This window comes from Flagellimonas zhangzhouensis (genome assembly GCF_900102925.1).
Classification (GTDB): Bacteria; Bacteroidota; Bacteroidia; order Flavobacteriales; family Flavobacteriaceae; genus Flagellimonas; species Flagellimonas zhangzhouensis.
Window position 1 is genome coordinate 403,134 of record NZ_FNKI01000001.1, and the last position, 26,643, is coordinate 429,776.

25 protein-coding genes are annotated in these 26,643 nt (G+C 39.6%); 11 read left to right on the forward strand and 14 right to left on the reverse strand.

What is annotated here, in order from left to right:
- Positions 1 to 3: 3 nt before the first annotated feature.
- From BLQ18_RS01705 to uvrC, 4 genes are all read right to left on the reverse strand, one after another.
- The gene (locus BLQ18_RS01705) at positions 4 to 978 is read right to left on the reverse strand and encodes a tryptophan 2,3-dioxygenase family protein (protein ID WP_090292037.1); all 975 of its coding nucleotides are present in this window, start codon (positions 976 to 978) and stop codon (positions 4 to 6) included.
- An 11-nt stretch (positions 979 to 989) separates the two neighbouring features.
- On the reverse strand, positions 990 to 1,769 hold the full coding sequence (locus BLQ18_RS01710) for a DUF3108 domain-containing protein (RefSeq protein ID WP_090292039.1): 780 nt from the start codon (positions 1,767 to 1,769) through the stop codon (positions 990 to 992).
- Between the two features lie 335 nt (positions 1,770 to 2,104).
- Positions 2,105 to 4,363, reverse strand: coding sequence for a patatin-like phospholipase family protein (locus BLQ18_RS01720; RefSeq protein WP_090292042.1), 2,259 nt, complete (start codon positions 4,361 to 4,363; stop codon positions 2,105 to 2,107).
- Positions 4,364 to 4,365: 2 nt separating this feature from the next.
- Positions 4,366 to 6,156, reverse strand: coding sequence for an excinuclease ABC subunit UvrC (uvrC, locus tag BLQ18_RS01725; RefSeq protein ID WP_090292043.1), 1,791 nt, complete (start codon positions 6,154 to 6,156; stop codon positions 4,366 to 4,368).
- Between the two features lie 487 nt (positions 6,157 to 6,643).
- Here uvrC and BLQ18_RS01730 point away from each other — a divergent pair, with 487 nt between their 5' ends.
- Positions 6,644 to 7,207, forward strand: a complete 564-nt coding sequence (locus BLQ18_RS01730) for a 5-formyltetrahydrofolate cyclo-ligase (RefSeq protein ID WP_090292045.1) — start codon at positions 6,644 to 6,646, stop codon at positions 7,205 to 7,207.
- Here the strand turns inward: BLQ18_RS01730 and BLQ18_RS01735 are convergent.
- From BLQ18_RS01735 to ileS, 4 genes are all read right to left on the reverse strand, one after another.
- Complete coding sequence (locus BLQ18_RS01735; protein WP_090292047.1) at positions 7,195 to 7,845, reverse strand: lipoprotein signal peptidase; 651 nt, start codon at positions 7,843 to 7,845, stop codon at positions 7,195 to 7,197. The two genes, BLQ18_RS01730 and BLQ18_RS01735, sit on opposite strands and share 13 nt — an antisense overlap.
- A gap of 33 nt (positions 7,846 to 7,878) precedes the next feature.
- Positions 7,879 to 8,466 (reverse strand): hypothetical protein, encoded by a 588-nt coding sequence (locus BLQ18_RS01740; RefSeq protein ID WP_245668049.1) that lies wholly within the window; start codon positions 8,464 to 8,466, stop codon positions 7,879 to 7,881.
- Positions 8,467 to 8,527: 61 nt separating this feature from the next.
- The gene (locus BLQ18_RS01745; protein WP_090292051.1) at positions 8,528 to 8,911 is read right to left on the reverse strand and encodes a TraR/DksA family transcriptional regulator; all 384 of its coding nucleotides are present in this window, start codon (positions 8,909 to 8,911) and stop codon (positions 8,528 to 8,530) included.
- A gap of 3 nt (positions 8,912 to 8,914) precedes the next feature.
- Complete coding sequence (gene ileS, locus BLQ18_RS01750) at positions 8,915 to 12,316, reverse strand: isoleucine--tRNA ligase (RefSeq protein ID WP_090292052.1); 3,402 nt, start codon at positions 12,314 to 12,316, stop codon at positions 8,915 to 8,917.
- A gap of 180 nt (positions 12,317 to 12,496) precedes the next feature.
- Between ileS and BLQ18_RS01755 the strand changes: the two genes are divergently transcribed.
- The gene (locus BLQ18_RS01755) at positions 12,497 to 12,775 is read left to right on the forward strand and encodes a hypothetical protein (RefSeq protein ID WP_090292054.1); all 279 of its coding nucleotides are present in this window, start codon (positions 12,497 to 12,499) and stop codon (positions 12,773 to 12,775) included.
- Between the two features lie 52 nt (positions 12,776 to 12,827).
- Here BLQ18_RS01755 and BLQ18_RS01760 read toward each other — a convergent pair whose 3' ends face one another.
- The 4 genes from BLQ18_RS01760 to BLQ18_RS01775 form a co-directional block, all read right to left on the reverse strand.
- Complete coding sequence (locus BLQ18_RS01760) at positions 12,828 to 15,248, reverse strand: TonB-dependent receptor (protein WP_090293627.1); 2,421 nt, start codon at positions 15,246 to 15,248, stop codon at positions 12,828 to 12,830.
- 1 nt (position 15,249) lies between these two features.
- Complete coding sequence (recO, locus tag BLQ18_RS01765) at positions 15,250 to 15,969, reverse strand: DNA repair protein RecO (protein ID WP_090292056.1); 720 nt, start codon at positions 15,967 to 15,969, stop codon at positions 15,250 to 15,252.
- Between the two features lie 87 nt (positions 15,970 to 16,056).
- Positions 16,057 to 17,400, reverse strand: a complete 1,344-nt coding sequence (gene gdhA / locus BLQ18_RS01770; RefSeq protein ID WP_090292057.1) for an NADP-specific glutamate dehydrogenase — start codon at positions 17,398 to 17,400, stop codon at positions 16,057 to 16,059.
- A gap of 131 nt (positions 17,401 to 17,531) precedes the next feature.
- Positions 17,532 to 18,686 carry a cystathionine gamma-synthase gene (locus tag BLQ18_RS01775; RefSeq protein WP_090292059.1) on the reverse strand — a complete coding sequence of 385 codons (1,155 nt, stop codon included), beginning with the start codon at positions 18,684 to 18,686 and terminating at the stop codon, positions 17,532 to 17,534.
- Positions 18,687 to 18,772: 86 nt separating this feature from the next.
- Here BLQ18_RS01775 and BLQ18_RS01780 point away from each other — a divergent pair, with 86 nt between their 5' ends.
- Positions 18,773 to 19,513: a DUF3298 and DUF4163 domain-containing protein gene (locus BLQ18_RS01780; protein ID WP_090293628.1), complete on the forward strand. Its 741-nt coding sequence runs from the start codon at positions 18,773 to 18,775 to the stop codon at positions 19,511 to 19,513.
- Here BLQ18_RS01780 and BLQ18_RS01785 read toward each other — a convergent pair.
- A complete protein-coding gene (locus BLQ18_RS01785; RefSeq protein WP_090292061.1) occupies positions 19,510 to 19,977 on the reverse strand; it encodes a DinB family protein in 468 nt (155 codons plus the stop codon). The genes BLQ18_RS01780 and BLQ18_RS01785 overlap by 4 nt on opposite strands.
- A 142-nt stretch (positions 19,978 to 20,119) precedes the next feature.
- On the opposite strand from BLQ18_RS01785, the gene BLQ18_RS01790 reads away from it, so the two are divergent.
- Both BLQ18_RS01790 and BLQ18_RS01795 read left to right on the forward strand, forming a co-directional pair.
- The gene (locus BLQ18_RS01790) at positions 20,120 to 20,473 is read left to right on the forward strand and encodes an arsenate reductase family protein (protein WP_090292063.1); all 354 of its coding nucleotides are present in this window, start codon (positions 20,120 to 20,122) and stop codon (positions 20,471 to 20,473) included.
- Positions 20,470 to 21,366 carry a DMT family transporter gene (locus tag BLQ18_RS01795; protein WP_090292064.1) on the forward strand — a complete coding sequence of 299 codons (897 nt, stop codon included), beginning with the start codon at positions 20,470 to 20,472 and terminating at the stop codon, positions 21,364 to 21,366. Before BLQ18_RS01790 ends, BLQ18_RS01795 begins: the two co-directional genes overlap by 4 nt.
- A gap of 7 nt (positions 21,367 to 21,373) precedes the next feature.
- Here the strand turns inward: BLQ18_RS01795 and BLQ18_RS01800 are convergent, their stop codons facing one another.
- Positions 21,374 to 21,862: an acyl-CoA thioesterase gene (locus tag BLQ18_RS01800; RefSeq protein WP_090292066.1), complete on the reverse strand. Its 489-nt coding sequence runs from the start codon at positions 21,860 to 21,862 to the stop codon at positions 21,374 to 21,376.
- Positions 21,863 to 21,978: 116 nt separating this feature from the next.
- Here BLQ18_RS01800 and BLQ18_RS01805 point away from each other — a divergent pair, with 116 nt between their 5' ends.
- The 6 genes from BLQ18_RS01805 to BLQ18_RS01830 all read left to right on the forward strand — a co-directional run bounded on the left by BLQ18_RS01805 (position 21,979) and on the right by BLQ18_RS01830 (position 26,641).
- Positions 21,979 to 22,956 carry an NAD(P)H-dependent flavin oxidoreductase gene (locus BLQ18_RS01805; protein WP_090292068.1) on the forward strand — a complete coding sequence of 326 codons (978 nt, stop codon included), beginning with the start codon at positions 21,979 to 21,981 and terminating at the stop codon, positions 22,954 to 22,956.
- Between the two features lie 8 nt (positions 22,957 to 22,964).
- The gene (locus BLQ18_RS01810) at positions 22,965 to 23,924 is read left to right on the forward strand and encodes a YheT family hydrolase (RefSeq protein ID WP_090292070.1); all 960 of its coding nucleotides are present in this window, start codon (positions 22,965 to 22,967) and stop codon (positions 23,922 to 23,924) included.
- 112 nt (positions 23,925 to 24,036) lie between these two features.
- Positions 24,037 to 24,516, forward strand: coding sequence for a c-type cytochrome (locus tag BLQ18_RS01815; protein ID WP_090292073.1), 480 nt, complete (start codon positions 24,037 to 24,039; stop codon positions 24,514 to 24,516).
- Positions 24,517 to 24,599: 83 nt separating this feature from the next.
- Positions 24,600 to 25,307 (forward strand): hypothetical protein, encoded by a 708-nt coding sequence (locus tag BLQ18_RS01820; RefSeq protein WP_090292075.1) that lies wholly within the window; start codon positions 24,600 to 24,602, stop codon positions 25,305 to 25,307.
- A gap of 93 nt (positions 25,308 to 25,400) precedes the next feature.
- Positions 25,401 to 25,820, forward strand: a complete 420-nt coding sequence (locus BLQ18_RS01825; RefSeq protein ID WP_090292077.1) for an META domain-containing protein — start codon at positions 25,401 to 25,403, stop codon at positions 25,818 to 25,820.
- On the forward strand, positions 25,817 to 26,641 hold the full coding sequence (locus BLQ18_RS01830; protein ID WP_090292078.1) for an META domain-containing protein: 825 nt from the start codon (positions 25,817 to 25,819) through the stop codon (positions 26,639 to 26,641). The genes BLQ18_RS01825 and BLQ18_RS01830 overlap by 4 nt, the downstream gene beginning before the upstream one ends.
- The last annotated feature ends 2 nt before the right edge of the window (positions 26,642 to 26,643 follow it).

Below are 26,643 nucleotides of genomic sequence, written 5' to 3' on the forward strand. Positions count from 1 at the left end.
CCTCTATTCCTTGTTTTCCTTGTTTAATGGATTAAATACATGGTCTACCCATTGTTTTCCCCAAGTATCCAACTCATTTTCTGAGTACAAAGTTGGGAAAAATATTATTTTCTGAAAATTGGGAGGCAAATATGCCTTCCAATTCGTCCCTCCTGTTGCATCTACATCTTTACCTTCTTTGGCCAAATAACGGTATGCAGAGCCCATGTGCATCAAGGGCCAATTTACATTCGCATTGATGTCCATTTCCTTGAGTACCTTGATCAATTCTTCACTATTTCTAGATACTTCTGGCAATTGAAGGTATTTTTCGTAGACTGTATTGTTCTTTGTTTGATTCGCAATACGCAACAGTCTTGGAGTGTACCGAATTTCAAACTGCTTTAGGGTAAGTGTTTTTTCACCCGTATCCAAATCGGTTGCTCCTTTCTTCCAATATATACGTTCAAAAAGTTCTTCTATGCTGTTTTCTGATGAGAAATTTTCCCTTTCAGAAACATGAATCATGTTTTCCAAAGGTGTGGCGTAAAATTCAATCATTCTATATTGGACTGATTGAAATCCGCTAGCAGGCAATAAAGCCATTCTGTAACGTAAAAACTGCTCCCGTTCCATTCCTTTGATCATAATGCTAAAGGAAGAAATAAGTGCCTTGAAATAACTATTGATACGTCTGACCTTTTCTATGAAAAATTGAAGATCTTGGGATTTATCCTCAACAATTTGTTTTTGTTCGTGCAGGATCAGTTTAAAGTACAGTTCCGTAATCTGGTGGTACATGATGAAGATTTCCTCATCGGGGAAATGGGTACGGGGCACCTGAAGACTGAGTAGGGTATCTAAATGGATATAATCCCAATAGGTTAAATAACGTTGGTAAAGCAATCCGTCCAAGTAGGAACTTAGATCTTGACCTGAGTTTTTGTACTTCTCCTCTAACTTGTTTATCTGGGATGCAATTTTGGCATCATTTATCATCTCTGCCCGTACTAGTTCATTATAATTTTAAACTGGTTCCTAAGTCCATTGTAACCATCCAAATCGGCTTTGAGCGAACCTACTGCCAAATCAGCTTTAATTCTGATTGGAATTTTATTCCAATCGTTGGAAACCCAGAGCGTTAGACTCTCTTTTTCCTTAAAAACCCGACCTGATTGAACCAACGGCCTAAATTTAAGACATTCCACCTTTCCAAACTTGGTTCGCAAGGTTTCTTTTCCCAAATATTTCAGTTGAAACCGAAAAACTCCGTCATCATCAAAAAGCATATCCAAATCTATGGCCTCACCTTCCACAAATTCATCCAGATTGTAATTGCTTCGTAAATAGTAGGAAGCTGAAATCAAATCTTGAATTTGGTTATGAATTTCAAAACTTTGTTTGGTGCTATTTTTATTGTCAATTAAAACCGCATTCTTGCGGTCGTAATTAAATTCTATTTCCATGTCTTTGGTGTAACCCCCTTCATCAATCTTTCGAATAAATTTATAGGGCTTACCGTCTTCACGATCAAAATAACTCTCGTAGGTGTCATCGACTTTAAAAAATATACTTGCAAAACCAGTGGTCTTGCCTTCTCCTACAACATGGTACACGGGAGTACCCTTAAAGTTATCGGAAGTAAGATGCAAAGTGGCATAGCTGGCATTTAGAAATCCGTAATGGATTCGGAATTTTAACCATTCGCCTGGCTTAAATGCGGGTCTGTCTTCCTGACCCATCACTGGGATAGCCATTAGCATTAAAAGTAGGATTGTAAACTTCTTCATGTACAATTTTATGTTATAAAATTAGTAAAATCGCTTTAGGGGCTATGCTGTTTACAAATACTTAACAATTCTTGTTCCAAAATATTATATACAAAAAAAGCCCAGTCTTAAAACTGGGCTTTTCCTAAATAACCAACCAAACTTTAAATTATGAAAAACCAATACTTAAAGTTATAAGGGAACCACCCCTTATCTGAGTACAAATATACGCCAAGGTTTTCTTGTTAATTTGGTTTTTAACGGACTTTAACTTAACCACATAGTATTTGGTGGTTTTAAGCTGTTTTTTTGACAAATAATTAAGAGTTTTGAACGGAAGTTTGATCTTATGAAAATCAAAACCAGTAGCCAACACTGAAGAAAAAATGATTGTTATCATTTTCTGGCGACCATGTGTAATAAATTTGGATGGGACCAATAAAAGATTCAAATCCGTAACCTATCCCATAGCCCGAATAGGTTGGTTCTTCAAACCATTCGCCCAATCTAAAAAGATCATCCCCTACATTGGCAAAATTTGCGGATAACATAATGTGATTTTTGGGGGCAACATTATAATCCAATCGCATATTGGCTTTCACAAAACTGTTGCCAGGCAACCTTAAAAAGTCGTACCCTAAAAATGGCACAAAGTTGTTTACAAAATCGTTCCCATATCCTCCCAAAACAAAGTCGAAAGAAGTGACATCCGAGGTCCCCAATTTCACCCCTCCAGAAGCCTCAATTCCTAAACTTAAATTATGGGCTAAAGGCTGTACTCCTCCAATTTTGACCTTGCCCACTGCAAATTCGCTGAAGTTGTCATTGTAATCTGAAGAAAAGGCATAAAAATGCATGTCACCATCAAACAAAAACCCTTTTTTAGGGAAATACTTGTCATCATAGGTATCCAACAATATTCTGGAAAACGCACTGTAGTAGTTAGATCGTTCAAAGGTGGTTTTTTCGTCCGATGGAACCGTGGTCACCGTTTCACCTTGTGCTAAGGTTCTAGTGCTGTAATTCAAAAATTTGTGCTCTATCCCAATGGTAAAAGCAAACTCTTCCTTTAAAACCGTTTGAAGATAAATCTGGTTGGTAAGGTCCGTTACATCCATGGTAATCCGCTGTACATTGGCATCGGCAAACACATCAAAATTCCCACGGATCAAAGAAAACTCCACATCCGAGTTAAAATCTGTTAGCTTAGAGTTCACTCCCAAGCTCCAATAATAGCCCTTATCCAAATAGTAGTGCATGTTGTAGCGGATATTATCACCCAGAATAAAATCGAATGAACCAACATCATCCTTCATGAATAAATTCTTCTTTGTGATATTGAACAAGGCTGCACTTTTATAAAGGTCATCGTAGTGCGCCGATACCTTTACAAACATTTTGGTAGGGTTCTCCTTGATCTTCAAGATAAGATCAGTTCCCAAACCGTTCGAGACCAAATCATAACGAATGGCCTTAAAGTTTCCTGTTGCCGATAAATTATTGATGCCTTGTTTTAGATCTTCAAAAGCAATCGGTTCAGCCAATGGAAACCTCAATTTACCTTTTATGTAGCCTCTTGTGTACCGATCGTTCCCCTCAATGATCATTCGATTGATGGTTAAACTATCCACCTCAACAATCCTGTTTCGGGTTGATTTAGGGGCATTTTGTTGTTCGGCAATTCCTTTTAAAACATCTAATTTTTCCAATGCTGCTTCCTCTCCGCTTTTCACGATCTGGTTTCCCTTTTCAAAATCGATAACGGAAAATGCATCAATATCGGGTCTTATGTACACATCGGTTCGTTTGGATTTATCCTTCATATCGTTGACCGTACGATAATTGTTGATCTGCAACAATATTTCAGTAGCAGAAGAAAGGGATTCCCTGGTTGCCAAATCGTGCTGCACATCTACTCCGATAATAATATCGGCACCCATTTCTTTTACCTGATCTATGGGGTAGTTGTTCACCACACCACCATCAATCAAAATCTGATGGTCAATCTCGGAAGGCTCAAAAAGTGATGGAAATGTTCCACTGGCCACAATCGCAGAAGGCAGATAACCTTTATCCAACAAGATTTCCTCTCCAGTTTCCACATTAGTGGCTACACAAAGAAAGGGAATGGGCAGCTTTCTAAAATCATTTACATCTTTTACATGATACAGCAACTGCACCAACATATTGTAGATATTTTGTCCGCCAGAAATAGCCTGTGGAAAGGATACTTTAAAATTGTTGAAAGGCAATGTTAAAGCATAACGTTCGCTATTATCCTTTTCATAAAAGTTTTTTGCACTTCGGGGCACATTATCCTGAATCAAATCGGTAAAATCTGTATTCCTAAAAATAGAATCCAAATCCTTTGCCGAATATCCCGAGGCATACAAAGCCCCTACAATGGCACCCATACTGGTACCGCCTATATAGTCAATTTTGATTCCTGACTCTTCTATCACCTTTAATGCGCCAATGTGAGCCAATCCTTTGGCTCCTCCTCCACTGAGCACAAGTCCAACTTTAGGAGACTCTATACCATCCAAATCCTGTCCAATAGCTGAAAAAGCTGCAAAGACAATTAATATGGCGTTAAACAGGATTTTTTTATGCATGTTTAATGAAACGTTTTAAATATTTTCTTGGCTTTGGCCATTCCCACTGATGCCGCAAGACTATCAATCGATGCTTCTTTGATTCGTTTTACAGACTTAAAGCTTTTTAATAATTGTTCGGCCGTTTTTTCTCCAATACCATCAATATTCTCCAATTCCGAATTAATGGCTCCCTTACTTCGTTTGTTTCGGTGATGGGTAATTCCAAACCTGTGAGCCTCATTCCGTAATTGTTGTATGATTTTAAGGCTTTCCGACCGCTTGTCCAAATAAAGTGGCACTGGATCTTCGGGAAAATAGATTTCTTCCAAACGTTTGGCGATTCCGATAATTGCAATTTTTCCGCGTAGCCCCAATAAATCCAAACTTTTTAATGCCGAAGAAAGCTGTCCTTTTCCTCCATCAATTACTATGAGTTGTGGAAGTGGTTCCCCTTCGTTGACCAATCTTTTGTATCGCCTAAAGACGACTTCTTCCATACTGGCAAAATCATCTGGACCCTCTACGGTTTTAATATTAAAATGTCGGTAATCTTTCTTTGAGGGTTTTCCATCCTTGAACACCACACAGGCAGCAACGGGATTACTCCCTTGAATATTTGAGTTGTCAAAACATTCAATATGCCTTGGTTCTTCAGACAATCGTAAATCGGATTTCATTTGCGCCATGATTCGTTTGGTATGGCGATCAGGGTCTGTAATCTTGATCTGCTTTAATCTATCCTGTCTATAAAATCTGGCGTTCCTTTCAGAGAGATCCAAAATTCTTTTCTTATCTCCCAATTTGGGCAAAGTGACTTTTAAATCCCCATCCACCGAAACTGGGAAAGGCAAATACACTTCCCTAGATGTAGATTTAAACCTTTGGCGCAACTCTGTAACACCCAATTGCAATAATTCCTCATCGGTTTCCTCAAGCTTTTTCTTTATTTCCAAAGTATGAGATCGAACAATGGAGCCATGAGAAAGCTGTAAAAAGTTGATGTAAGCATGGGTTTCATCAGAAATAATAGTGAACACATCCACATTATTGATCTTGGGGTTCACCACGGTGGATTTGGCTTGGTAGTTTTCAAGCACCTCAATTTTGTCCTTTATGCGTTGTGCTTTTTCAAACTCCATCTCCGCTGCATAGGCCTTCATTTGTTCTTTAAAAGATTGCAAAGCGTTCCTTAAGTCCCCTTTTATGATCTGTCGGATATCCTCTATTTGATCGTGGTACTCCTTTTCGGTTTGATATCCTTCACATGGTCCAAGGCAATTGCCCAAATGATATTCCAAACACACCTTATACTTTCCAGCTTCAATTTTGTCCTCAGAAAGATCGTAATTACAGGTACGAAGTGGATAGAGACTCTTTACCAATTCCAACAAGGTGCGAACCGTTTTCATACTGGTGTAGGGACCAAAATATTCCGAACCGTCTTTTATTAACTTACGGGTAGAAAAAACTCTTGGAAAACGTTCTTTTTTAATACAAATCCAAGGGTAGGACTTATCATCTTTAAGCAATACATTGTACCGAGGCAACAAGGTTTTAATCAAATTGTTCTCCAACAAAAGCGCATCGGATTCTGTTGGTACCACAATATGTTTAATGGTATGGATTTTTTTTACCAGCACCCTGGTTTTTCCATACTCTTGTTGTTTATTAAAATAGGAAGAAACCCTCTTTTTTAAATTTTTGGCCTTACCTACATATAGAATCTTTCCATCGGCATCATAAAATTGATACACCCCTGGGTTATCGGGTAATGCACTTAACTGTACTTTTATAGAAGTTGATTTGGACATAAAAGCGACCTAGCTGGACTTTACCCCAAATTTAAAGTTTAATTATGTGCTTTGATGTTAAACTTGATCAATTACCGTTTTTGGTTTATCAGTGGCCGTTTTACATTGATGATCAGGTAATTTACATAGATAAGACCATCCAAATGAAGAAATTTTGAATTATGGAATTCTAAATTTCGACTATGAATCAAAAGATTTTTTTCAGTGTTATTGCTAAAACATGTGAATTTCACAGTGTGGAATGGGTCTAAATTGTTAAAAAGTGATAAAAAAGATGCATTTCATCGATAAAAGATGCATTTCATGGTAATTTTTTCATTCTCTTTACCTATATTTAACCCTATAAATACAATCCTATGGAAAATTATATTATCGTTTTGGGAATGTACTTGATGTTAATGTTATTCTTCAAGATATTTTTCTCCGTTTCATCAAAAGGTGAATAAATAAAAATACCCAAAACAACCCCAAATTCTTCAACAGTAAGATGTTGAAACATGAATTAAGAAAAAAATACAAAAATCTAAGATTGGAACTGAATGAGTCCAAAATCTCGGATTTAAGTTTGATTTTAGCCAATCAAGCACTGCAAATCCCAATATGGGATTTTTTTTATTTTCATATTTTTCTCAGCATCGAAGAACAAAAAGAAATTGACACGCTTCCGCTAATCACACTTCTTCAAGGAAAAGATAAAAATGTTGTTGTTCCCAAAGTGAGAGGGGTAAATAGTATGGAAAATTATTTGCTTACCGATAGCACTCCCTTTAAAAAAAATAAATGGGGAATCCCAGAACCCGTTGATGGCATTGTAATTCAAGAAGATAAAATTGATGTGGTTTTTATTCCCTTATTGGCTTTTGATGCAATGGGAAATCGCGTTGGCTACGGCAAAGGCTTCTACGATACCTTTCTTGGTAAGTGCAGAACAGAAACGGTTAAAATTGGATTGTCCTTTTTTAGTGCAGAGACCGAACCCATTTCGGATGTACACGAAAATGATGTGAAATTGGACTACTGCATTACCCCAGAAAAGGTTTATGCATTCTGATCTTCCAATTCCTCCTTTTTCTCAGCTGGTTTTGGGAACGCCTTTTTATTGAACACGATTAAAATACCCACACCCGTACTAATTGCAGTATCGGCAATATTAAATACTGGTTCAAAGAAACGGAATCGTTGACCACCAACTGAAGGAACCCATTCGGGCCACGTGGTATCCACTAAAGGGAAATAAAGCATATCCACAACCTTTCCGTGAAATAAACTGCTATAGGACTCTTGAGCGAAAATTGTAGCTACCTGACCATTACTGTGATCAAAAATAATTCCATAAAACACAGAGTCGATTATGTTCCCAACTGCTCCAGCAAAAATGAGGGAAACTGCCAAAACCAATGTTCTTGGGGATTGCTTTTTAATAATGTCCCAAAGCCAATATCCAATTCCAAAAACAGCGAATATTCTAAAAATGGTAAGTACCAATTTTCCTGCAGATTCAGAAATAGGCAAAAGATCACTCAGTTTAGTTCCCCAAGCTGCCCCTTCATTCTCGATGAATAGAATTTTAAACCATCCCAACACATCATGAGATTCACCCAAAATAAAATTGGTCTTGATATATATTTTGCTGATCTGATCTACAAGTAGTAGCAGAACTATGATAATCAGGGACTTTTTTAAACTCATACTTTTAGTAAAAGGATTGCAAAAATATGGATATTATTTTGTTTTCTTCAGGTAGATGTTTCCTTCTACCGACCTTAATATAAATTGATTATTCCCTTTGGGAATGGAATTGGATTCCACCTTTCCATAATTACTCTCGGCAATTATATCTCCGCTTGGAGCCGAAAGCGTAATATCGCCCTCTTGAGTGCTCACCTCCACACTTTCCGCAACATTTTCAAGGGCACACATACCATCGGCCAACGTAATGTTCAATTTATGGTAATTGCCTTGGGCATACACATTACTATTGGTGCCAAAAATCTGCACATTCTTGTATTCGGGAACTTGAACTTCCAGGGCAATGGAAACCACTTTGTGGGCACTTAATTTATCGTTAGGATTTACAAAAAGAGGTTGGAAATCTGCACTGACCATGGCTGTGGTACCGCTTTCCTCAATCGAAATCAATAAATCATCTGCATATTCGCCCTCCATACTTGCACTCACATGGAGTTCTTTGTCTTTGGAGGTCTTCACATCAATACGGTAACAATATTCCGCATCAATCTGTATGGTTTCAGTTCTAGGATCCAGAAAGGCCTTTTTCACCAATTTTTGCCCATGAAGATTCATGAACATAAGCAAGCTCATAAAAAAAAGAAAAGACCTCATAAAGAAAAAACGCCCTCGGGCGTTCTTGTTATTTCTGCATGTTCTTCGCCTCAATGCTCAATGTAGCATGGGGAACCAATTTCAAACGCTCTTTATTAATGAGCTTTCCAGTCACTCTGCAAATGCCGTAAGTTTTGTTCTCAATACGCAACAAAGCATTCTTCAGGTCGCGAATAAACTTCTCTTGACGAATTGCCAATTGGGTATTGGCCTCTTTGCTCATTGTTTCGGAACCTTCTTCGAAAGCCTTAAAGGTAGGCGAAGTATCGTCCGTACCATTATTACCATCGTTCATATAGGAACTTTTTAAAAGCTCCAAATGCTGTTTGGCCTTCTCTATTTTTTCTTCTATTAGCGTTCTAAATTCCTCTAGGTCCTTATCGGAGTATCTAACTTTTAAATCTTCTGCCATGGTCTAGTGCTTTTGAATAAACAGTTTGGTATTCACTTCATCAAAGGAGATGGCAACGCCTTCCTCCAAATTTTCTTCTAGGTTAAGCTCGGCTGTAAGGGTTTCAGTTTTAATGTAATCCTCGTTGCTGGAAATGGCATTTTCCACAAAGCCGTCCTTCAATATTTTAATATCAATCTTATCGGTAACCTCAAATCCTGACTCCTTTCGGATGTTCTGGATTCGGTTTACAAGTTCCCTTGCAATTCCTTCTTTTCTCAAAGTTTCATCGATGGTTACATCCAATGCAACTGTTAAAGAACCAGAGCTGGCTACCAACCAACCTTCAATATCTTGAGAACTTATCTCTACATCGGTTAACTGTAAATTAACGGTTTTATTTTCCAATTGTAGCAATAATTCTCCTTCTCGTTCTATTTTTTGGATATCTTCTTGACCCAATTGCGCAACAGCACCAGCTATCGCTTTCATATCCTTACCAAATTTCGGGCCTAACACCTTAAAATTTGGTTTAATTTGTTTCACCAAGATTCCCGAAGCATCATCCAACAACTCAATCTCCTTTACATTCACCTCGGATTTGATCAGGTTAGATACAGCTTCGATATCCAATTTCTGCTCTTCATCCAACACAGGAATCATAATTTTTTGCAAGGGTTGACGCACCTTTATTTTCTCCTTTTGACGGATGGAAAGTACCAAAGATGAAATTTTCTGAGCCAATTGCATCTTACGTTCCAGCTTTTTGTTCACCATTGAAGCATCGTACACCGGAAATTCTGCCAAGTGGACGCTTTCAAATGATTCCTTTTGTGTGGTAGCCACCAAATCCTTGTACAAACGATCCATAAAGAAAGGAACGATCGGCGATGAAAGTTTCGCCACAGTCACCAAGCAAGTATATAAGGTTTGATAGGCCGAAATCTTATCCTGCTCATAATCGCCTTTCCAGAAACGTCTTCTACTCAAACGCACATACCAGTTGCTCAAATTCTCTTGAACGTAATCGGATATCATTCGAGCGGCACGGGTAGCCTCATAATCTTCGTAAGCTTCATCCACATTCTTGATCAACGTATGAAGTTCAGAAAGAATCCACTGATCAATTTCTGGTCTTTCTTCCAAAGGAATATCGGCTTCGGAATAGTCAAACTCATCAATATTGGCATAAAGTGCCATAAAAGAGTAAGTGTTGTAAAGTGTTCCGAAGAACTTACGCTTTACCTCAACCACTCCTTCAATATCAAACTTAAGGTTGTCCCAGGGGTTGGCGTTGGAGATCATATACCAACGCGTGGCATCGGGTCCGTGCTCTGGCAATACCTCGAATGGATCTACGGCATTCCCCAGTCGCTTGGACATTTTCTTGCCTTCCTTATCCAAAACAAGTCCGTTGGAAACCACATTTTTATAGGCAATGCTATCAAAAACCATGGTGCCGATAGCGTGAAGCGTATAGAACCAACCTCGAGTCTGGTCTACTCCCTCAGCAATAAAATTGGCAGGGAACGCAATACCGTCATCAATCAATTCCTTGTTTTCAAATGGGTAGTGCCATTGTGCATAGGGCATGGATCCGCTATCAAACCAAACATCAATAAGATCCGATTCGCGTTTCATGGGTTGCCCTGATGGAGAAACCAAGGTAATTCCATCCACAATGTTTTTATGTAGGTCGATTTTATCGTAGTTGGCCTCACTCATGTCGCCCACCACAAAATCATCGAACACATCTTTATCCATCACTCCTACTTCCACAGCTTTTGCCATTTCTGACTTTAACTCTTTCACAGAACCGATGATCTGTTCCTCTTTACCGTCTTCCGTTCTCCATATTGGCAAGGGAATACCCCAATATCTAGATCGAGAAAGGTTCCAATCGTTGGCATTTGCCAACCAGTTTCCGAAACGTCCCTCTCCCGTTGATTTTGGCTTCCAATTGATGGATTGGTTCAACTCGAACATACGGTCCTTCACATCGGTTACCTTAATAAACCATGAATTCAATGGGTAATATAAAATCGGTTTATCTGTACGCCAGCAATTTGGATAACTGTGCACGTATTTTTCAACCTTAAAGGCCTTGTTTTCTTCTTTTAGTTTGATGGCAATCTCAACATCTACCGATTTCTCGGGTGCTTCTCCCTCATCGTAGTATTCGTTCTTCACATACTTGCCACCAAACTCTTTAAGCTCAGGTCTAAACTTTCCTTGAAGATCCACCAACGGAACTGGATTATCATTTTCATCCAACACCAACATTGGAGGCACTTCTGGAGTAGCCTGTTTTGCCACCAAGGCATCATCCGCACCAAAAGTTGGAGCCGTGTGCACGATTCCAGTACCATCTTCTGTGGTAACAAAATCCCCAGAAATTACTCGGAAAGCATTTTCAGGGTTTTCATACGGCTGAACATAATCAATCAATTGCTCGTACTGGATGCCTACCAAATCTTTTCCTAAAAAGCTATCTCCCACCAAAAATGGAATCTTTTTGTCTCCCTCTATAAAACTGGACAATTCCTCTTCGGTTTCAACCTTTGTAAACTTTCCAGAGAAATTATAATTCACCAAGTTTTTCGCCAAAACAACAATGATCGGCTCAAAGGTGTATTGATTAAATGTTTTTACCGTTACGTAATCGATTTTTGGCCCTACCGTCAACGCTGTGTTTGATGGCAACGTCCAAGGTGTGGTCGTCCACGCCAAAAAGAATAGGTCGCCCTCAACATTCTTCAAGAAATCAGGAAGCGTTTCTTTCTTGGCCTTAAACTGTGCTGTAACCGTTGTATCAGTTACATCCTGATAAGTCCCAGGCTGGTTCAATTCGTGGGAACTTAAACCTGTGCCCGCTTTTGGTGAATACGGTTGAATGGTATAGCCTTTATATAAAAGTCCTTTGTCGTAAATCTGCTTGAGCAACCACCAAACAGATTCCATGTATTTGGGTTTGTAGGTGATGTATGGATCATCCATATCTACCCAATAGCCGACTTTTTCGGTCATCTCGTTCCAAACATCCGTATAACGCATTACCGCTTTTTTACAAGCTGCGTTGTACTCTTCCACCGAGATTTTTTTACCGATATCCTCTTTGGTGATTCCCAATTCCTTTTCCACACCGATCTCAACAGGTAAACCGTGGGTATCCCATCCAGCTTTTCTTTTCACCTGAAAACCTTTCATGGTTTTGTACCTCGGAAAAATATCCTTGATGGTACGTGCCATTACGTGGTGAATTCCAGGCATTCCGTTTGCAGAGGGTGGGCCTTCGTAAAACACATAGCTTTCTTTGCCCTCCCTTGTGGAAACACTCTTTTCAAATATTTGTTTGTCCTTCCAAAAAGCAAGAATCTCTTCAGATACTTTTGGTAAATCCAATCCCTTATATTCCGCAAACTTCATAAACTGCTTCTTCTTCTCGAATTCAAGTTTGCAAAATTATAAATTTAGATGGAATTATAGGCTCCCTTTTCGCATTAGAATTCCCATAATTCCCTTAACCTAAATATGATAAATCCCAAATCACTGGTTAACTTTACTTTCTTTATCTTGAAATGATCATTAACTCAAATCACGCACACAATGAAAAAATTACTTTTTATCGCTTTTGCCCTGCTGTTCACAGTGTCTATCAGCTCATGCAATGACAAGGATGACAAGGCCAAAAAGGCCAAGGAAGAAATCAGTAAATCGCTGGAACATGCCAGTAAAGATTTGCAAGATGCAGCCGATGAAGCTGCAAAAGCTTTGAAAGAAGCAGGTGAGGACGCCAAGGAAGCTGGCGAAAAAGCATTGGATAGTCTTGAAAAAGCCGCAGAAGAAGCTAAAGAAACAGTAAAAAAGGCTATTGATAGTCTTTAATCAACAAAAAAATAAAAAAGAAGGCTCGGGTAATCCCGAGCCTATTGTTTTTTTAGAATACGTAGCCAACACCTAAAATAAGGTTTGTTCCTGGGGCCACAATCCCTGAAGAATACATTCGATAACGTTGGTTGGTCATATTTTCCAAACTTACCGAAGCTTTTAAGGCATTTGTAATTTGATATTGCGATCTAAAATTCAAGGTGTACCACGAAGGCGAATACGGGTTTCCATTGGCATCCTCGGCATACATATAGGTCTTACCTTGTTCAGAAAGTGATAAATCTTCGTTGCTCACCTCTCCGTTGTAATTCAAGAATACATCCGTTTTTAATTTTTGGTTTTGCCATATCAAATGCACATCACCAAACGTTGGGGCAGCATGTCGAGATGGGCTATCCACGCCGTCATCATCCTCTTCCGTTCCTTCGGTAATGGTAAGGTTGGATGTTAGCGACCAATGCTCATCAAAATAGGCTTCCATTCCAAATTCAAAACCATACACATAGGCCCTTGCTGCATTCTGAATGGCCTGCACATTGCTCAACTCGCCATTGTATTCAATCTCGGTTTCTCCATTAAAGGCAAAATCGCGACGCACCAAAGCATCCACCAAATAGGTATAAAAAGCCGCTCCTTTTAAGGTCAAAAAATCGTTGAAATTTTTTCGCAATCCCAATTCTCCGTTGTAAGCGTACTCGGGCTCCAAATCGGTATTGGGAACCACTACAGAACCAGGTTCGGAATCAAAAATCTTTCCGATGTCATCAATGTTGGGTGCTCTAAATCCAGTTGAACCGTTCAAGGTCACTTGAAAATCGGACCAAGGAAACCAGCTAAACCCTAAACTTCCTGTTAATGCACCTGTGATGATGTCTGCTTCATCAAACGGAAAAGGGTAAAAAGTGGTGTCGAAAACGGCATCGACCCAAACTTGACTGTATCGAATTCCAGACAAAAGGGTAAAATTGGGTTTTAATTGATACTCCCCATTCACATATCCAGCCAATGTTTGCCAAGTTGCTCCATCAGGATAACGGGATGCTGTTTCGGCAACTTCATCCGTTTCAATATCACGAACGCTACCATTGGAATGCACTTTGTTGAACACATATTCAGCGCCATAAAACAGATTTAGATTTCCGATTTTTTTATTGTCAAAATCGAGGTTAACCGAAAAAGCATCCACTTTTTCTTGGGTGGAGTACAATTCCACATCACCAAAACCTCTATCATGACGGCTTTCCTCAAAAAATTGGTAGGCAGTGGTCAGTTTTACGCCATCATAAAACATATTCTTGCCTTTTTTTGTAACCTGAAAATTCCCCATAAACCATTTTTGTGGGCCATAATACCATTCCGCAGAACGTAAACCGTCACCATCCCTGCTTGGGCGAATCAAACGGTCATACCTTGAATAGTCTGAGGTTTCTGAATAGTACAATCCTAAATCGTACTTCCAAATGTTATTGGGTTTATAGGTGAATTTTTGAAGAAAGTTGATTTGATCGTACCCTGTGGTCACTTGTTTCTTGGGATTGTCATTGGCAACCAACACATCTTGATCGTTCTCTCGAATCACATAATTGTTGCGCAAATAGGAGTCAGGACCATGTTCACCCATTCGTAAATCACCAAAATTATTGTAGGTGAAACTGGTGTACGAAGCCCATTTTTTCTGTCCAAAGTTAAAATCGACATGGGCCGTGTTTTCCGAATTGGCAGTGGCGAACCTATAATTCACATTGCCCGAAAAAGCCAAACTGTCCGTAAAAGATAAGTGTGGTTGTTGGGTATAAAAATTCATAACTCCACCAATGGCATCACTACCATAAATTACAGACCCAGGACCAAAAGTGATTTCTGTTTTCTTGATGGCGAAGGGATCAACTGAAATTACATTCTGAAGATTTCCTCCTCGAAATATGGCGTTGTTCATTCGCACACCATCAACAGATAAAAGAATTCGATTGGTGGCAAAACCCCTAATCATAGGGCTACCTCCACCCAATTGACTTTTTTGAACGAAAACCGTTCCACTGTTCTGCAACAGATCTGCCGAAGTTTGCGGATTCGTAAAAGCTATGCTTTTGTCGTCCAAGGTTTCAATTTTCTGGGGAATGTGTTTTCGTTGTTGTTGCCACTTGGATACAGACATCACCACTTCCTGCAATTCTTCGGTACTCAAATGCAGATACACACGATTGCCTCTGCGATTGATCATCGTTTTAGTTGTCGTATACACATCAAAACTGATGTGCTTGAATGTAATTCTTTCATCTTCCGAAAATAGACTCAAATCTCCCTTACCATTGGAATCGGTAATGGTAGAACTAGACTGGTCCTTGTTGAAAATGGCAACATTATCAATCGGGATACCCGTATCGGCATCTAAAACGGTTACTTGTTGGGCATAAAAGGTTAGGTTGAAAAATAAAAGGAATAGGGTTAAAGTTGGTTTTAGGTTTTGCATTTTAAGTAAATACAGCATTTAATACGGCAAGAGACTTTGGTTCCCTAAATCCGTGCACATGCAATCGGAAATATAGTATCATTGTTTTTAAGAGTTCTCGCCTATTAGACTTAGTTAGTTGGATTGTATTTAATGCCTCAAAATTCGTGCCTAAAAACTTTTTGAAATTTTCCAGATTTTCACTCTGAATCAAGGGATTGAGGGAGGGTGTTTTGCAGAAGCTTCCCTCTTGTAAATCGAAAAACGGCGAGTTTTGCTGATATGTGTCTGGATAGAAGCCTAAAAACTTGGTCAGATTCAACAAAAAGAGGATGTGAAAATTGGGAGAAAGCGAGTGGATATCCATCCAATGCAAAGCATATTCCAAATAATTGAAAAGGCCAAGATCTTGCTCTTCTTCGGAAATGGAATTGCCCAACATTTCGGCCAAAAATAAAACCACACTGTTTTTTACAATATCCGTATGCAGAGATTGGTAGGGAGCGCTCACTTTTACCTCTCGGATACTTTCCAAAGTGCCCTTGTTTTTATGGTTAGCCACAATTTCCAATTGCATCAAGGGTAAAAAATAAGCGGGTTTTAGTTTTCCTTTTTTGGAAGCAAGTACTCCTTTCAGTAAATACGATTTCATCCCATCGGATTCGGTGAAAGCGCGAACAATAAGACTGGTGTCCCCATATTTGAGGGAGGAAAGTACAATAGCCTTTGTTGTTACTTGCATGGAATAAAAAAAGCAGTTACCAGAAGTGTAAAAGTAATTACTCCTTTCGGTAACTGCTAACTAAAAACCATTCAAGATGGTTTGTTATTATATCACCCCTTGGGCCAACATGGCATCTGCAACTTTAACGAAACCAGCAATATTGGCTCCTTTTACATAGTTGCAATATCCATCCTCTTCTTGGCCGTATTGAATACAAGCATCGTGAATATCAGACATGATACCTTTTAAACGATCATCCACTTCCTCGCGTGTCCAGCTGATACGCAAAGAGTTTTGCGACATTTCCAATCCAGAAGTGGCCACACCGCCAGCATTGGATGCTTTACCTGGCGCAAACAAGATCTTAGCATCGTGAAATGAATGGATAGCTTCAGGTGTAGAAGGCATATTGGCTCCTTCTGCCACGGCAATACATCCATTTTTGATCAAAATTTCTGCATCATCACCATGCAACTCATTTTGGGTTGCACAAGGCAAGGCGATATCACAAGCTACTTTCCAAGGTGTTTCACCTTTGTGGAACTCTGCAGATGGATATTTATCAGCATACTCGGAGATTCTTCCGCGTTTGTTGTTTTTCAAATCCATTACAAACGCCAATTTCTCGGCATCAATTCCGTCTTTATCATGAATATATCCTCCAGAATCCGATAGGGTCAAAACCTTACCACCCAATTGCAATACTTTTTCAGCAGCGTACTGGGCAACGTTTCCAGAACCTGAAATCACCACATTCTTACCTTCAAAAGTCTCTCCTTTGGTTTTAAGCATGCTGTCAGCAAAATAAACGGTTCCATATCCTGTTGCTTCTGGACGAATCAATGATCCACCCCAAGAAAGACCTTTACCTGTCAAAACTCCAGTAAATTCGTTTCTGATTTTCTTGTACATACCGAACAAGAATCCGATTTCACGGGCACCCACACCAATATCTCCCGCAGGAACGTCGGTATTTGGACCAATGTGTCGGCACAACTCGGTCATGAAAGCATGGCAAAAACGCATGATCTCATCGTCGGATTTTCCTTTAGGGTCAAAATCGGAACCTCCTTTACCACCACCCATTGGAAGGGTAGTCAAACTGTTTTTGAAAACTTGCTCGAAAGCCAAGAATTTCAATACACTTGCGTTTACTGTAGGGTGAAAACGCAATCCACCTTTATAAGGTCCGATGGCCGAGTTCATTTGAATACGGTAACCACGGTTCACATGTATTTCCCCATCATCATCAACCCAAGCCACTCTAAATGAAATTAGGCGCTCAGGCTCTACCATGCGAAGTAGGATATTTTTCCCGTGATAAATGTCGTGCTGAACAATATAAGGTATAACGGTTTCCGCTACCTCTTGCACTGCTTGAATGAATTCTGGTTCATGCCCATTTCTGGCAATCACCTCATCCATAAACGCTTTGATTTTTGTTTCCATAAACGGATTATAATTAGTTGTCCCTTTACCCTTGAGACATGGGTTAATTTTATTATATTGTTAATTTGAGCGCAAAATTATATTATTTACATAATTTGAATATTTATTTTTTATAAATTTTTCAAAATATTTTAATTGAGGGCTTGTTCCAAATCACTGATTAGGTCATCTACATCCTCAATTCCGACACTTAATCGAATAAGTGCGTCAACTACACCATTTTTTTCGCGTTCTTCCTTGGGAATACTACCGTGCGACATACTCGCTGGATGGCCCACTAAACTTTCAACTCCCCCCAAAGACTCGGCAAGGGTGAAAATGTTCAATCGCTCCACAATTTTGATAGCTTCATCATAATTTGCTCCCATGGGAATAAAAGAAATCATACCCCCAAAACCACTCATTTGCTCTTTGGCAATTTTATGGTTGGGATGAGATGTGAATCCTGGCCAATACACTTTCTCCACTTTTGGATGTGCTTTTAAATATTTTGCAATGACTTCTCCATTCTCACAATGCCGTTGCATGCGCACATGAAGGGTTTTTATGCCGCGAAGCGTTAAAAAACTGTCCATAGGCCCACAAATACCCCCACTTGATTTTTGAATGAAGTAAAGTTGTTCCGCCAATTTTTCATCTTTTACGACCAACGCTCCGACCACCACATCGCTATGCCCTCCCAAATATTTGGTTGCAGAATGCATCACTAGATCAGCTCCCAAATCCAAAGGGCGTTGCAAATAAGGGGTAGCAAACGTATTGTCCACCGCCAATAACACATTCTTAGCTTTGGTGACTTTGGCCACCGCTTTAATATCAATTATGTTCATCATGGGATTGGTCGGGGTCTCCACCCAAACCAATTTGGTGTTTTGGTCGATTTGCGAAGCCAATGCTTTCATATCCACCATATCCGAAAACCTAAATTTGATTCCATATTTCTCGAACACTCCTTTAAAAAGGCGGTAACTCCCCCCGTACAAGTCACTGGTACAGATTACTTCGTCTCCTGGACCCAGCAATTTAATCACAGCATCAATGGCGGCCATACCGCTTCCAAAAGCCATTCCGTAGTTCCCATTTTCGAGACTTGCCACCGCATTTTCCAAAGCTGTTCGGGTAGGATTGGCCCCTCTAGAATATTCAAATCCTTTATGTCCGCCCGGGGTGGGTTGGGCATAGGTAGAGGTTTGGTAGATAGGAGGCATCACAGCTCCGTAAGCGGCATCTGGATGTTGACCTCCGTGTATGGTTTTGCTATTGAATTTTAGCTCTTTCTTGCTCATACCCTTTAAATCTTACCACAAATGTATCGTTATCTTTTGGGGTAATCAACGAAGTAGTATTTTTGATGACCCAAAAACCTCAACCCATGAAAAAATTCTTCGGCCTGACCCTTATTTTAGGCGTGATAGGAAGTTGTGCTACCGATACCAAACTTACTTACGAGACTGTTTCCCTTATTGGAGAGACTTGTGCAGATTGCCCTAATATTACCATCAATATACCATCGGTTTTGGATGAAACTCCTGTGGCAAAAGCCATAGATGTGGCACTACGGGAAGAAATCATAAGTCTTTTGTCGTTTAGTGAGGATAGAACTATCGATAATGTGGACAAGGCGATCAGTTCTTTCACCAGTAGTTATAAAGAATTAAAGACCAAATTTCCAGAAGAGGTAGCTTGGGAGGCCAAGATTAAGGGTGAAGTGGTTTTTGAGAATGATTGGATCATCACTATTAAATTGGAATCGTATTCTTTTACGGGAGGAGCACACGGTTATGCCGCAACCTCTTTTTTAAATTTTGATAAAGCGCAAGGTGCTGAATTGGAAAACTGGGAGCTATTTAGCAATTTGGAGGGCTTTGAAAAATTCGCAGAGACCAAATTCAGAATTCAAGAAGATATCCCGCAAGACAAAAATATCAACTCCACGGGTTTTATGTTCGAGGGTGATGCTTTTCATTTACCCAATAATATAGGGTATACCAAAGAGGGCATTCAATTGATCTACAACCAATACGAAGTGGCTTCGTATGCAGATGGACCAATTTCCATGGTTTTGCCTTACAACGAAATCAATTTGTACTTAAAAAGAAAGGTCGGGCCTTAAGCTTGTTCTTTTACCGCTTTTTTCAAGGCCAGAATGGCTCCCAAATGCAATCCCTCGTGAAACACGTTAAAGGATAGTGCGTCCTCTGGACTGCTCAACCCAATTTTCGGGGTGGTCATATACTCCTGAAAAGTTTTGAATTTCCCAGCTTCGTAATCTTTCTGAATTTGTTCCACAGTGCTGAACAAATACATTGAAATTTTATCGCGTTCCTCTTGGCTAGGAATTCCATTGGGGAAAGTTCCTTTTTTATAGGCATTGACCAATTCCTCTTCAATGGTAAAATCCAATCCACTCAATTTATACATTAATAATTGTGGAGTCACCACCACATGGGCAATGTTCCACCAAATATTATTGTTAAACCCCTCAGGAATCTTAAATAAATCTTCTTCGGGGGTGTTCTCTAAAAAGTTGTGAAGAATGGCTCTATTCTTTAAGAGTATATCGAAAATCTTTTCCATGCCTGTGATTTTTTAAACCGTTTTGATGCGATAAAACTACTTTGAATTTTTAAAACAGCTTTCCCAAAAGCTGTTGAATTTACCTTTACTTCACAAGTATTGTTTGAAATTTGGCTTCCTTTGTCCTCCAATACCAAATAGCATGAAAAAAATATACCATTTGGGCAGCTGCTCAACTTGTATTCGTATTTTAAAAGAGTTGGAACCTTTGGATGGAGTAACCTTGCAAGAGATAAAATCAGAACCCATAACTCCTGAGCAATTGGATGAAATGGCCCAACTTTCAGGCAGTTACGAATCTCTTTTTAGCAGAAGAGCCATGCTTTTTCGCCAAAGAGGACTTCATGAACAAGAACTAACCGAAGACGATTACAAAAACCTGATTTTGGAACATTACACTTTTTTAAAGCGTCCTGTGACCTTGGTTGATGGACAAATATTTGTTGGGAATTCCAAAAAAGTGGTCGAAGCGGCCAATGAGGCATTGCATTCATGAGTAAAAGAACCTTGGCCATATTGGCTGCCTTGGGCGCCACAACCATTTATGGCGTCAATCACACCATTGCAAAAGGGGTAATGCCCACTTATGTGGAATCTTTTGGATTTATTTTCCTGAGGGTCACGGGTGCTGCATTGCTTTTTTGGTTGATTTCTTTTTGGGGACCCAAGGAAAAAATTGAAAAAAGGGACTGGCTCCGCATTTTGGTTTGTTCCATTTTGGGAATGGTCATCAATATGTTGTCCTTTTTTAAAGGACTGCAACTTTCTACCCCAATTAATAGCTCGGTGCTCGTCACCATAAGCCCAATTATTGTGGTGATTATGTCAGCTTTCCTTTTAAAGGAGCGTATCACCCTAAATAAAGGACTAGGCGTATTTTTAGGATTTGTTGGCGCTATCGGACTCATTATGTTTGGGGCCGAAGTACGGCAAGATGCTCCCAATATCCCTTTAGGTAATTTCCTTTTTGTGGTGAATGCAACATCCTATGGCGCTTATCTCATCGTGGTTAAAAAATTGATTGAAAAATACCATCCTTTTACCTTAATGAAATGGTTGTTCACCATTGCCGTCATCATCAACTTGCCATTGACTTGGCATGAAGTTGTTGAAATTGAATGGTCCACCATCCCACTTTGGGCTTTGGGATCCATCGCCTTTGTTGTTATTGGCACTACCTTTTTAACTTATTTGTTCAACGCCTATGCCCTGATGCAGGTAAAAGCATCCACCATTGGCGCTTTTATGTACGTGCAACCATTGGTGGGAATCATTTTTGCCATTTTAACGGGCAAAGACCATCTCACCTTAATCAAGGTGGTGGCAACTAGCTTTGTTTTGATCGGGGTGTATTTGGCCAGTAAAAAGCCAAAACCGAGGATATCTTAAACCTACCTTATGTTTGAGGAATGTTCAAATCCATTGGCTTTTGAACAAATTTGCGGGTATCGGCCTTGGTCAAGGTCTTAAAATCATCTGTTTTTTCCATACCCTGAAGTGCACCCAACAATTCATCTGGCAATCCAATCAACTTTCTTTCTTTTAAGTCAATCCATGCACCCATCATCTCACAGCGGGCAAAATTTTTCCCGTTGATGTCAAAAAAGTTGTGTCTAAACTCAAAAAACATTCCGTCCTCGCTCATTCCTACGAACTCCAAAGACACTTTTACGGGTTTTCCTGGAAATGCTTCCTTAAAATAATAGACATGCTCATAGAAAACCACAGGCCCTAAATTGTAACGGGCAAAACTTTTTTGGTTGAATCCAGCCTTTCCCAAATAATCCATTCGGGTGTGACTCATAAAATTTATATATGCAGAGTTGGCCATGTGCCTGTTGGCATCAATATCGCTCCATCTGATCTCAAATTCTTTTAAAAACATAGCGGGTTATTTTGTTATGCATGCATAATAATCGTAAAAATACCATAGTTTTGAAAACCGATGCCTATCTTGAGCAGAATTGTTTCTATTTTTAATCATAGTTTAACACTACCCTTATGAGTCAAAAAGCAGCATTTATTTCCGATTTGTCACTCCCCGTTGTTGCCGCACCTATGTTCCTGATTTCAGGACCTAAATTGGTCATCGAGTGTTGCAAAAATGGTATTGTTGGAACGTTTCCAGCACTAAACCAACGCACTAGTGAGGGTTTTGAGGAATGGCTTATTGAAATAAAATCTGAACTCGAAAAATTTGAGGCGGAGTCAGGAAAGAAAGCGGCTCCATTTGGCGTGAATTTGGTAGTGCATCCAACCAATCCTAGGTTGGAAGCCGATGTTAAACTTTGTATGAAACATAAGGTGCCTTTGGTGATTACATCATTGGGCGCCGTGAGTATGGTGGTGGATGCCATTCACAGCTATGGTGGATTGGTTTTTCACGACATTATTAAAAAACGTCACGCTGAAAAAGCGGCCGAGGCTGGAGTAGACGGTCTTATTTTGGTTTCTGCTGGTGCTGGTGGACACGGAGGCACCATCAATCCGATGAGTTTGATTGCCGAGGTGAAGAAATTCTTCCACAAGACCATATTGCTTTCGGGATGCATTAGTACAGGTCAAGATGTTGCTGCTGCCTTACAAATGGGGGCCGATTTGGCTTATATGGGAACCCGTTTTATAAATACGGAAGAGAGCAAAGCCCCAGAAGAATATCGAAAAATGATTGTAGATGCTGGCGCAAGTGATATTGTATACACCGCGGCCATTTCTGGAGTACATGCAAACTTTTTAGCATCGAGCTTAAAGGCAGCAGGAATTACCGATGAAGACCTTAAAAAAGATACCAAAATTGATTTTGGAAAGGAACTCAACACCGAAGCCAAAGCATGGAAAACGATTTGGTCGGCAGGGCAAGGAGTCACCACAATTGACGATGTACTGCCAGTTTCTGAACTGGTCAAAAATCTGAAATCAGAATTTAAAACAGCCATTGAAGCTCAGGCCAAATTGTTGGAAACCTTTCCAAAAAACTAGTTTCTCAAATGCCACAAGTTGCATCGAAATATAACCCTCCGATATTTTTTAAGAATGGACATTTCTCCACTATTTATTCGGGGATAATTCGTTCGGTAAACGGGGTGGTGCAAAAAAGGGAACGGATTACCCTTTCTGATAGTGATTTTTTGGATTTAGATTGGAGTTATGCTTCTGAACCGTCGGATAAATTGGTGATTTTGATTCACGGATTAGAGGGTGATGCACAACGACCATACATCACGGGAAGTGCCAAAATCTTGAATCAAAACGGTTATGATTGTTGCGCCATCAACCTAAGGGGATGCAGCGGAGAACCGAACAAACTGTATCGATCATATCATTCAGGGGCTACGGAAGATTTAACCGAAGTTGTTCGTCACATTTTAAACACCAGAAATTATCCTACAATATATTTAAAAGGGTTTAGTTTGGGTGGCAACCTATTATTAAAGTACTTGGGTGAAAATTCAAATGCTTCAGAAAACATAAAGGGAGCCGTAGCGGTTTCAGTGCCATGTAGTCTTCATAGCTCTTGCAAGGAATTGCATTCTACTAAAAATATTTTGTACGCACAGCGCTTCAAGAGAAATCTATTGGACAAATTGCGGATCAAACGTGACATGTTCCCAGATCAAATCACCGAGCAAGAAATCAGGAAAATAAAGACGCTTAAGGATTTCGACGACACCTACACCAGCAAGGCGCATCAATTTAAAGATGCTTTGGATTATTACGAACAATGCAGTTCGCTGCAATTTTTACCAAATATTAAAGTACCCAGCCTGATCATCAATGCCAAAAACGATTCGTTCTTGGGGCCTGAATGCTACCCTTTCAAAGAAGTGGAAAAAAATCCCAACTTATATTTGGAAACTCCAACTTATGGGGGGCATGTTGGTTTCTGGGGAAAAGACAATATCACCTACACCGAAAAAAAAGCAGTAACCTTTTTCAACTCCATTTAAGATCAATCTTATAGGCTTTGTGAGGGACAAAACAAAAATCCCTACCATTATTACACCCTAAATACCTATATTAGTAGCTGCATTTACACAAACAAACATCAAGAAAGTAATAATGAAAAAAGTTGTCCTGTTCTTGGCACTTGGTGCTATGATCGCTAGTTGCGGCGGAAAGAAAGAAGAAAAGAAAGATGGTTTTGAGGTGAGCCGTACCAAAACTGAAGAAAAAGCGGCTGAAACCAAAGCAACTGTTCCTGTTGATTTGGACAATAATGGTGTTGGTCCCATCAAAGATTTGGAATTCCCAGCCGATATTGATCAAGCTATGGCTGATCGCGGAAAAGCAAAATTTGAAGCTATTTGTGTTGCCTGTCACATGATTGACAAAAGAATGATCGGCCCTGCTTTAAAAGATGTTTACGACAGAAGAAGTCCTGCATGGGTAATGAATATGATCTTGAATCCTGACGGAATGTTGAAAGAAGATTCCATTGCACAAGCCTTGTTGAAAGAATACAACAACGCTATTATGCTGAATCAAAACCTAACAGAAGAGGAAGCAAGGGACGTAGCTGAATACTTGAGAACGCTATAAAGACCAAACCAATACATTTAAAATGCTGTTGTTTACTAGTTTAAGCAACAGCATTTTTTTATTTTAGGGTAAAACTAATTCCCATGAAACATCTCTTTTTAATTCTTTGCTCCCTGTTTTTAAGCCACATTTCAATGGCTCAAAGTTTAGATGGTGCATGGACCATGGTTGAATCTGACGGGAAAGGATACCAAGTGGAGCATACTTTGATTTTTACGGGAGAATATTTTTCGGAAGCCATTTTTGAAAAACCGAATGGAAAGTTTCTGGCCACCAAGGGAGGCAGCTATGCTTTGGATGGGGAAAGTTTAAACCTAACCTATGAGTATGCCTCCAATAATTCTGGCATTGTTGGTGAAACTAAAACGGAATCATACTCCTTTACTAATGGAAACTTGGAATTGGGAAAATTGAGTTGGACCAAAATTGATGATGGGACACCTGGTGACCTTTTCGGCGCATGGTTGATTTCTGGTCGAAAAAGGGATGGTGAGATCCAAATGCGAGATATTTCAGGTCCCCGAAAGACCATGAAAATATTATCGGGCACCCGTTTCCAATGGATTGCATACAACATCGAAACCAAAGAATTTATGGGAACAGGTGGAGGAACGTACACTACAATAGATGGAAAATATACCGAAAATATTAGCTTTTTCTCTCGTGATGATTCAAGGGTGGGTGCTAGTTTGGAATTCAACTACGAACTCAAAGATGGAAACTGGCATCATTCAGGTTTTAGTAGTAAAGGGGATCCCATTTATGAAATCTGGAGCAAGCGTAAGTCATAATCCTATCATTTAGCCTTTTATTAACCCTCTAAAGGGGTGCTTTTCATCTTATTTTTTAGTAATTTTCTGTCACTAAACCATTAACAAATAAAGATGAAGGCCTCTATCATCCTATTTTTTTCTGCCCTAATTTTAGCAGAATCCTGTTCAAGCAGTAAATCAACTTCCGATTCCCTATTTGGCAAAACTTGGGAATTGGAATACATCACAGGTCCACGCATTGCCTTTAAGGGATTGTTTCCCGATAAAAAACCACTTATAACATTCGACCAAGAAACTGGAATAGTATCAGGAACCGATAGTTGCAATGGGTATCGAACAGAATATACACTTTCAGAAGACTCCATTTCGTTTGGAGAACCTGGGCCCACTACCATGATGTTTTGTGGTGGAAGCGAACGCCAATTTTTGGAAATGATGAAAAAAATAGATGGCTATTCCTTTGAAGAAGACAAACTCAACCTGTTAATGGGTGATATTGTAATGATGCGATTTAAATCCGTAACACCATGAAAAAACTCCTATTTGCATTGACCGCACTTTTCTTGTTTTCCAATTGCGTAGAAAGGAAAAAAGAGACACCATCTGAACTAGAAGCACAACCTTTCGAAACTTCTGTTGACACCATGAAAAAAGAAATAAAAAGAACTATTGAGCCTTTGGCTTTTGAACCCGACGGCAGTTATTTTAGCGCGAATGGCACCGAACCTTTTTGGGGGTTAAAATTATATGGTGACAAGGTGGAACTTAAGACCATGGAGGATACAATCATGACGCCACCAACCGAGGCCATAAAGGCTCAGGATGGAAACATCAGCATGTATCGGATTAAAACAGAAGCTACCGAAATGGATGTGATTATTGCACACAAACCGTGTACCAACGCCATGTCTGGTGAAGAATTTACATACACGGTTACCGTATCCTATAAAAGTACAGGTGGTGGAGAAACCGTAGTTTATGAGGGTTGTGGCAGCTACATCACCGATTATCGACTGCATGATATTTGGGTACTGGAATCCATGAAAGGTACAACTGTTTCCAAGGAAGATTTTAATGAACAAGATGTGCCAAATATGGAAGTCAATGTGAATTCCAATCGCTTTTCTGGATTTTCAGGCTGTAATCGAATGACAGGAAGTTTATTTTTTGAAAACGGTTTGCTACGCTTCACCCAAATAGCTGGTACTCGAATGGCATGTCCATCCATGGAAAAGGAATCTGAATTCTTGACGGCTTTGCAGGCAAGCACCACCTATAAAGTGGAAAACAATCGCTTGTATCTTTCAAATCCGAATGAAGAAAACCTACTTGTTTTCAAAAAAATAGACTAGCT

Bases quoted from the DNA above. Each gene is read 5' to 3' on its own strand.
- BLQ18_RS01705 (WP_090292037.1), bottom strand. From the start codon at position 978: ATGATAAATGATGCCAAAATTGCATCCCAGATAAACAAGTTAGAGGAG.
- BLQ18_RS01710 (WP_090292039.1), bottom strand. From the start codon at position 1,769: ATGAAGAAGTTTACAATCCTACTTTTAATGCTAATGGCTATCCCAGTG.
- BLQ18_RS01720 (WP_090292042.1), bottom strand. From the start codon at position 4,363: ATGCATAAAAAAATCCTGTTTAACGCCATATTAATTGTCTTTGCAGCT.
- uvrC (WP_090292043.1), bottom strand. From the start codon at position 6,156: ATGTCCAAATCAACTTCTATAAAAGTACAGTTAAGTGCATTACCCGAT.
- BLQ18_RS01730 (WP_090292045.1), top strand. From the start codon at position 6,644: ATGTTGAAACATGAATTAAGAAAAAAATACAAAAATCTAAGATTGGAA.
- BLQ18_RS01735 (WP_090292047.1), bottom strand. From the start codon at position 7,845: ATGAGTTTAAAAAAGTCCCTGATTATCATAGTTCTGCTACTACTTGTA.
- BLQ18_RS01740 (WP_245668049.1), bottom strand. From the start codon at position 8,466: ATGTTCATGAATCTTCATGGGCAAAAATTGGTGAAAAAGGCCTTTCTG.
- BLQ18_RS01745 (WP_090292051.1), bottom strand. From the start codon at position 8,911: ATGGCAGAAGATTTAAAAGTTAGATACTCCGATAAGGACCTAGAGGAA.
- ileS (WP_090292052.1), bottom strand. From the start codon at position 12,316: ATGAAGTTTGCGGAATATAAGGGATTGGATTTACCAAAAGTATCTGAA.
- BLQ18_RS01755 (WP_090292054.1), top strand. From the start codon at position 12,497: ATGAAAAAATTACTTTTTATCGCTTTTGCCCTGCTGTTCACAGTGTCT.
- BLQ18_RS01760 (WP_090293627.1), bottom strand. From the start codon at position 15,248: ATGCAAAACCTAAAACCAACTTTAACCCTATTCCTTTTATTTTTCAAC.
- recO (WP_090292056.1), bottom strand. From the start codon at position 15,969: ATGCAAGTAACAACAAAGGCTATTGTACTTTCCTCCCTCAAATATGGG.
- gdhA (WP_090292057.1), bottom strand. From the start codon at position 17,400: ATGGAAACAAAAATCAAAGCGTTTATGGATGAGGTGATTGCCAGAAAT.
- BLQ18_RS01775 (WP_090292059.1), bottom strand. From the start codon at position 18,686: ATGAGCAAGAAAGAGCTAAAATTCAATAGCAAAACCATACACGGAGGT.
- BLQ18_RS01780 (WP_090293628.1), top strand. From the start codon at position 18,773: ATGAAAAAATTCTTCGGCCTGACCCTTATTTTAGGCGTGATAGGAAGT.
- BLQ18_RS01785 (WP_090292061.1), bottom strand. From the start codon at position 19,977: ATGGAAAAGATTTTCGATATACTCTTAAAGAATAGAGCCATTCTTCAC.
- BLQ18_RS01790 (WP_090292063.1), top strand. From the start codon at position 20,120: ATGAAAAAAATATACCATTTGGGCAGCTGCTCAACTTGTATTCGTATT.
- BLQ18_RS01795 (WP_090292064.1), top strand. From the start codon at position 20,470: ATGAGTAAAAGAACCTTGGCCATATTGGCTGCCTTGGGCGCCACAACC.
- BLQ18_RS01800 (WP_090292066.1), bottom strand. From the start codon at position 21,862: ATGTTTTTAAAAGAATTTGAGATCAGATGGAGCGATATTGATGCCAAC.
- BLQ18_RS01805 (WP_090292068.1), top strand. From the start codon at position 21,979: ATGAGTCAAAAAGCAGCATTTATTTCCGATTTGTCACTCCCCGTTGTT.
- BLQ18_RS01810 (WP_090292070.1), top strand. From the start codon at position 22,965: ATGCCACAAGTTGCATCGAAATATAACCCTCCGATATTTTTTAAGAAT.
- BLQ18_RS01815 (WP_090292073.1), top strand. From the start codon at position 24,037: ATGAAAAAAGTTGTCCTGTTCTTGGCACTTGGTGCTATGATCGCTAGT.
- BLQ18_RS01820 (WP_090292075.1), top strand. From the start codon at position 24,600: ATGAAACATCTCTTTTTAATTCTTTGCTCCCTGTTTTTAAGCCACATT.
- BLQ18_RS01825 (WP_090292077.1), top strand. From the start codon at position 25,401: ATGAAGGCCTCTATCATCCTATTTTTTTCTGCCCTAATTTTAGCAGAA.
- BLQ18_RS01830 (WP_090292078.1), top strand. From the start codon at position 25,817: ATGAAAAAACTCCTATTTGCATTGACCGCACTTTTCTTGTTTTCCAAT.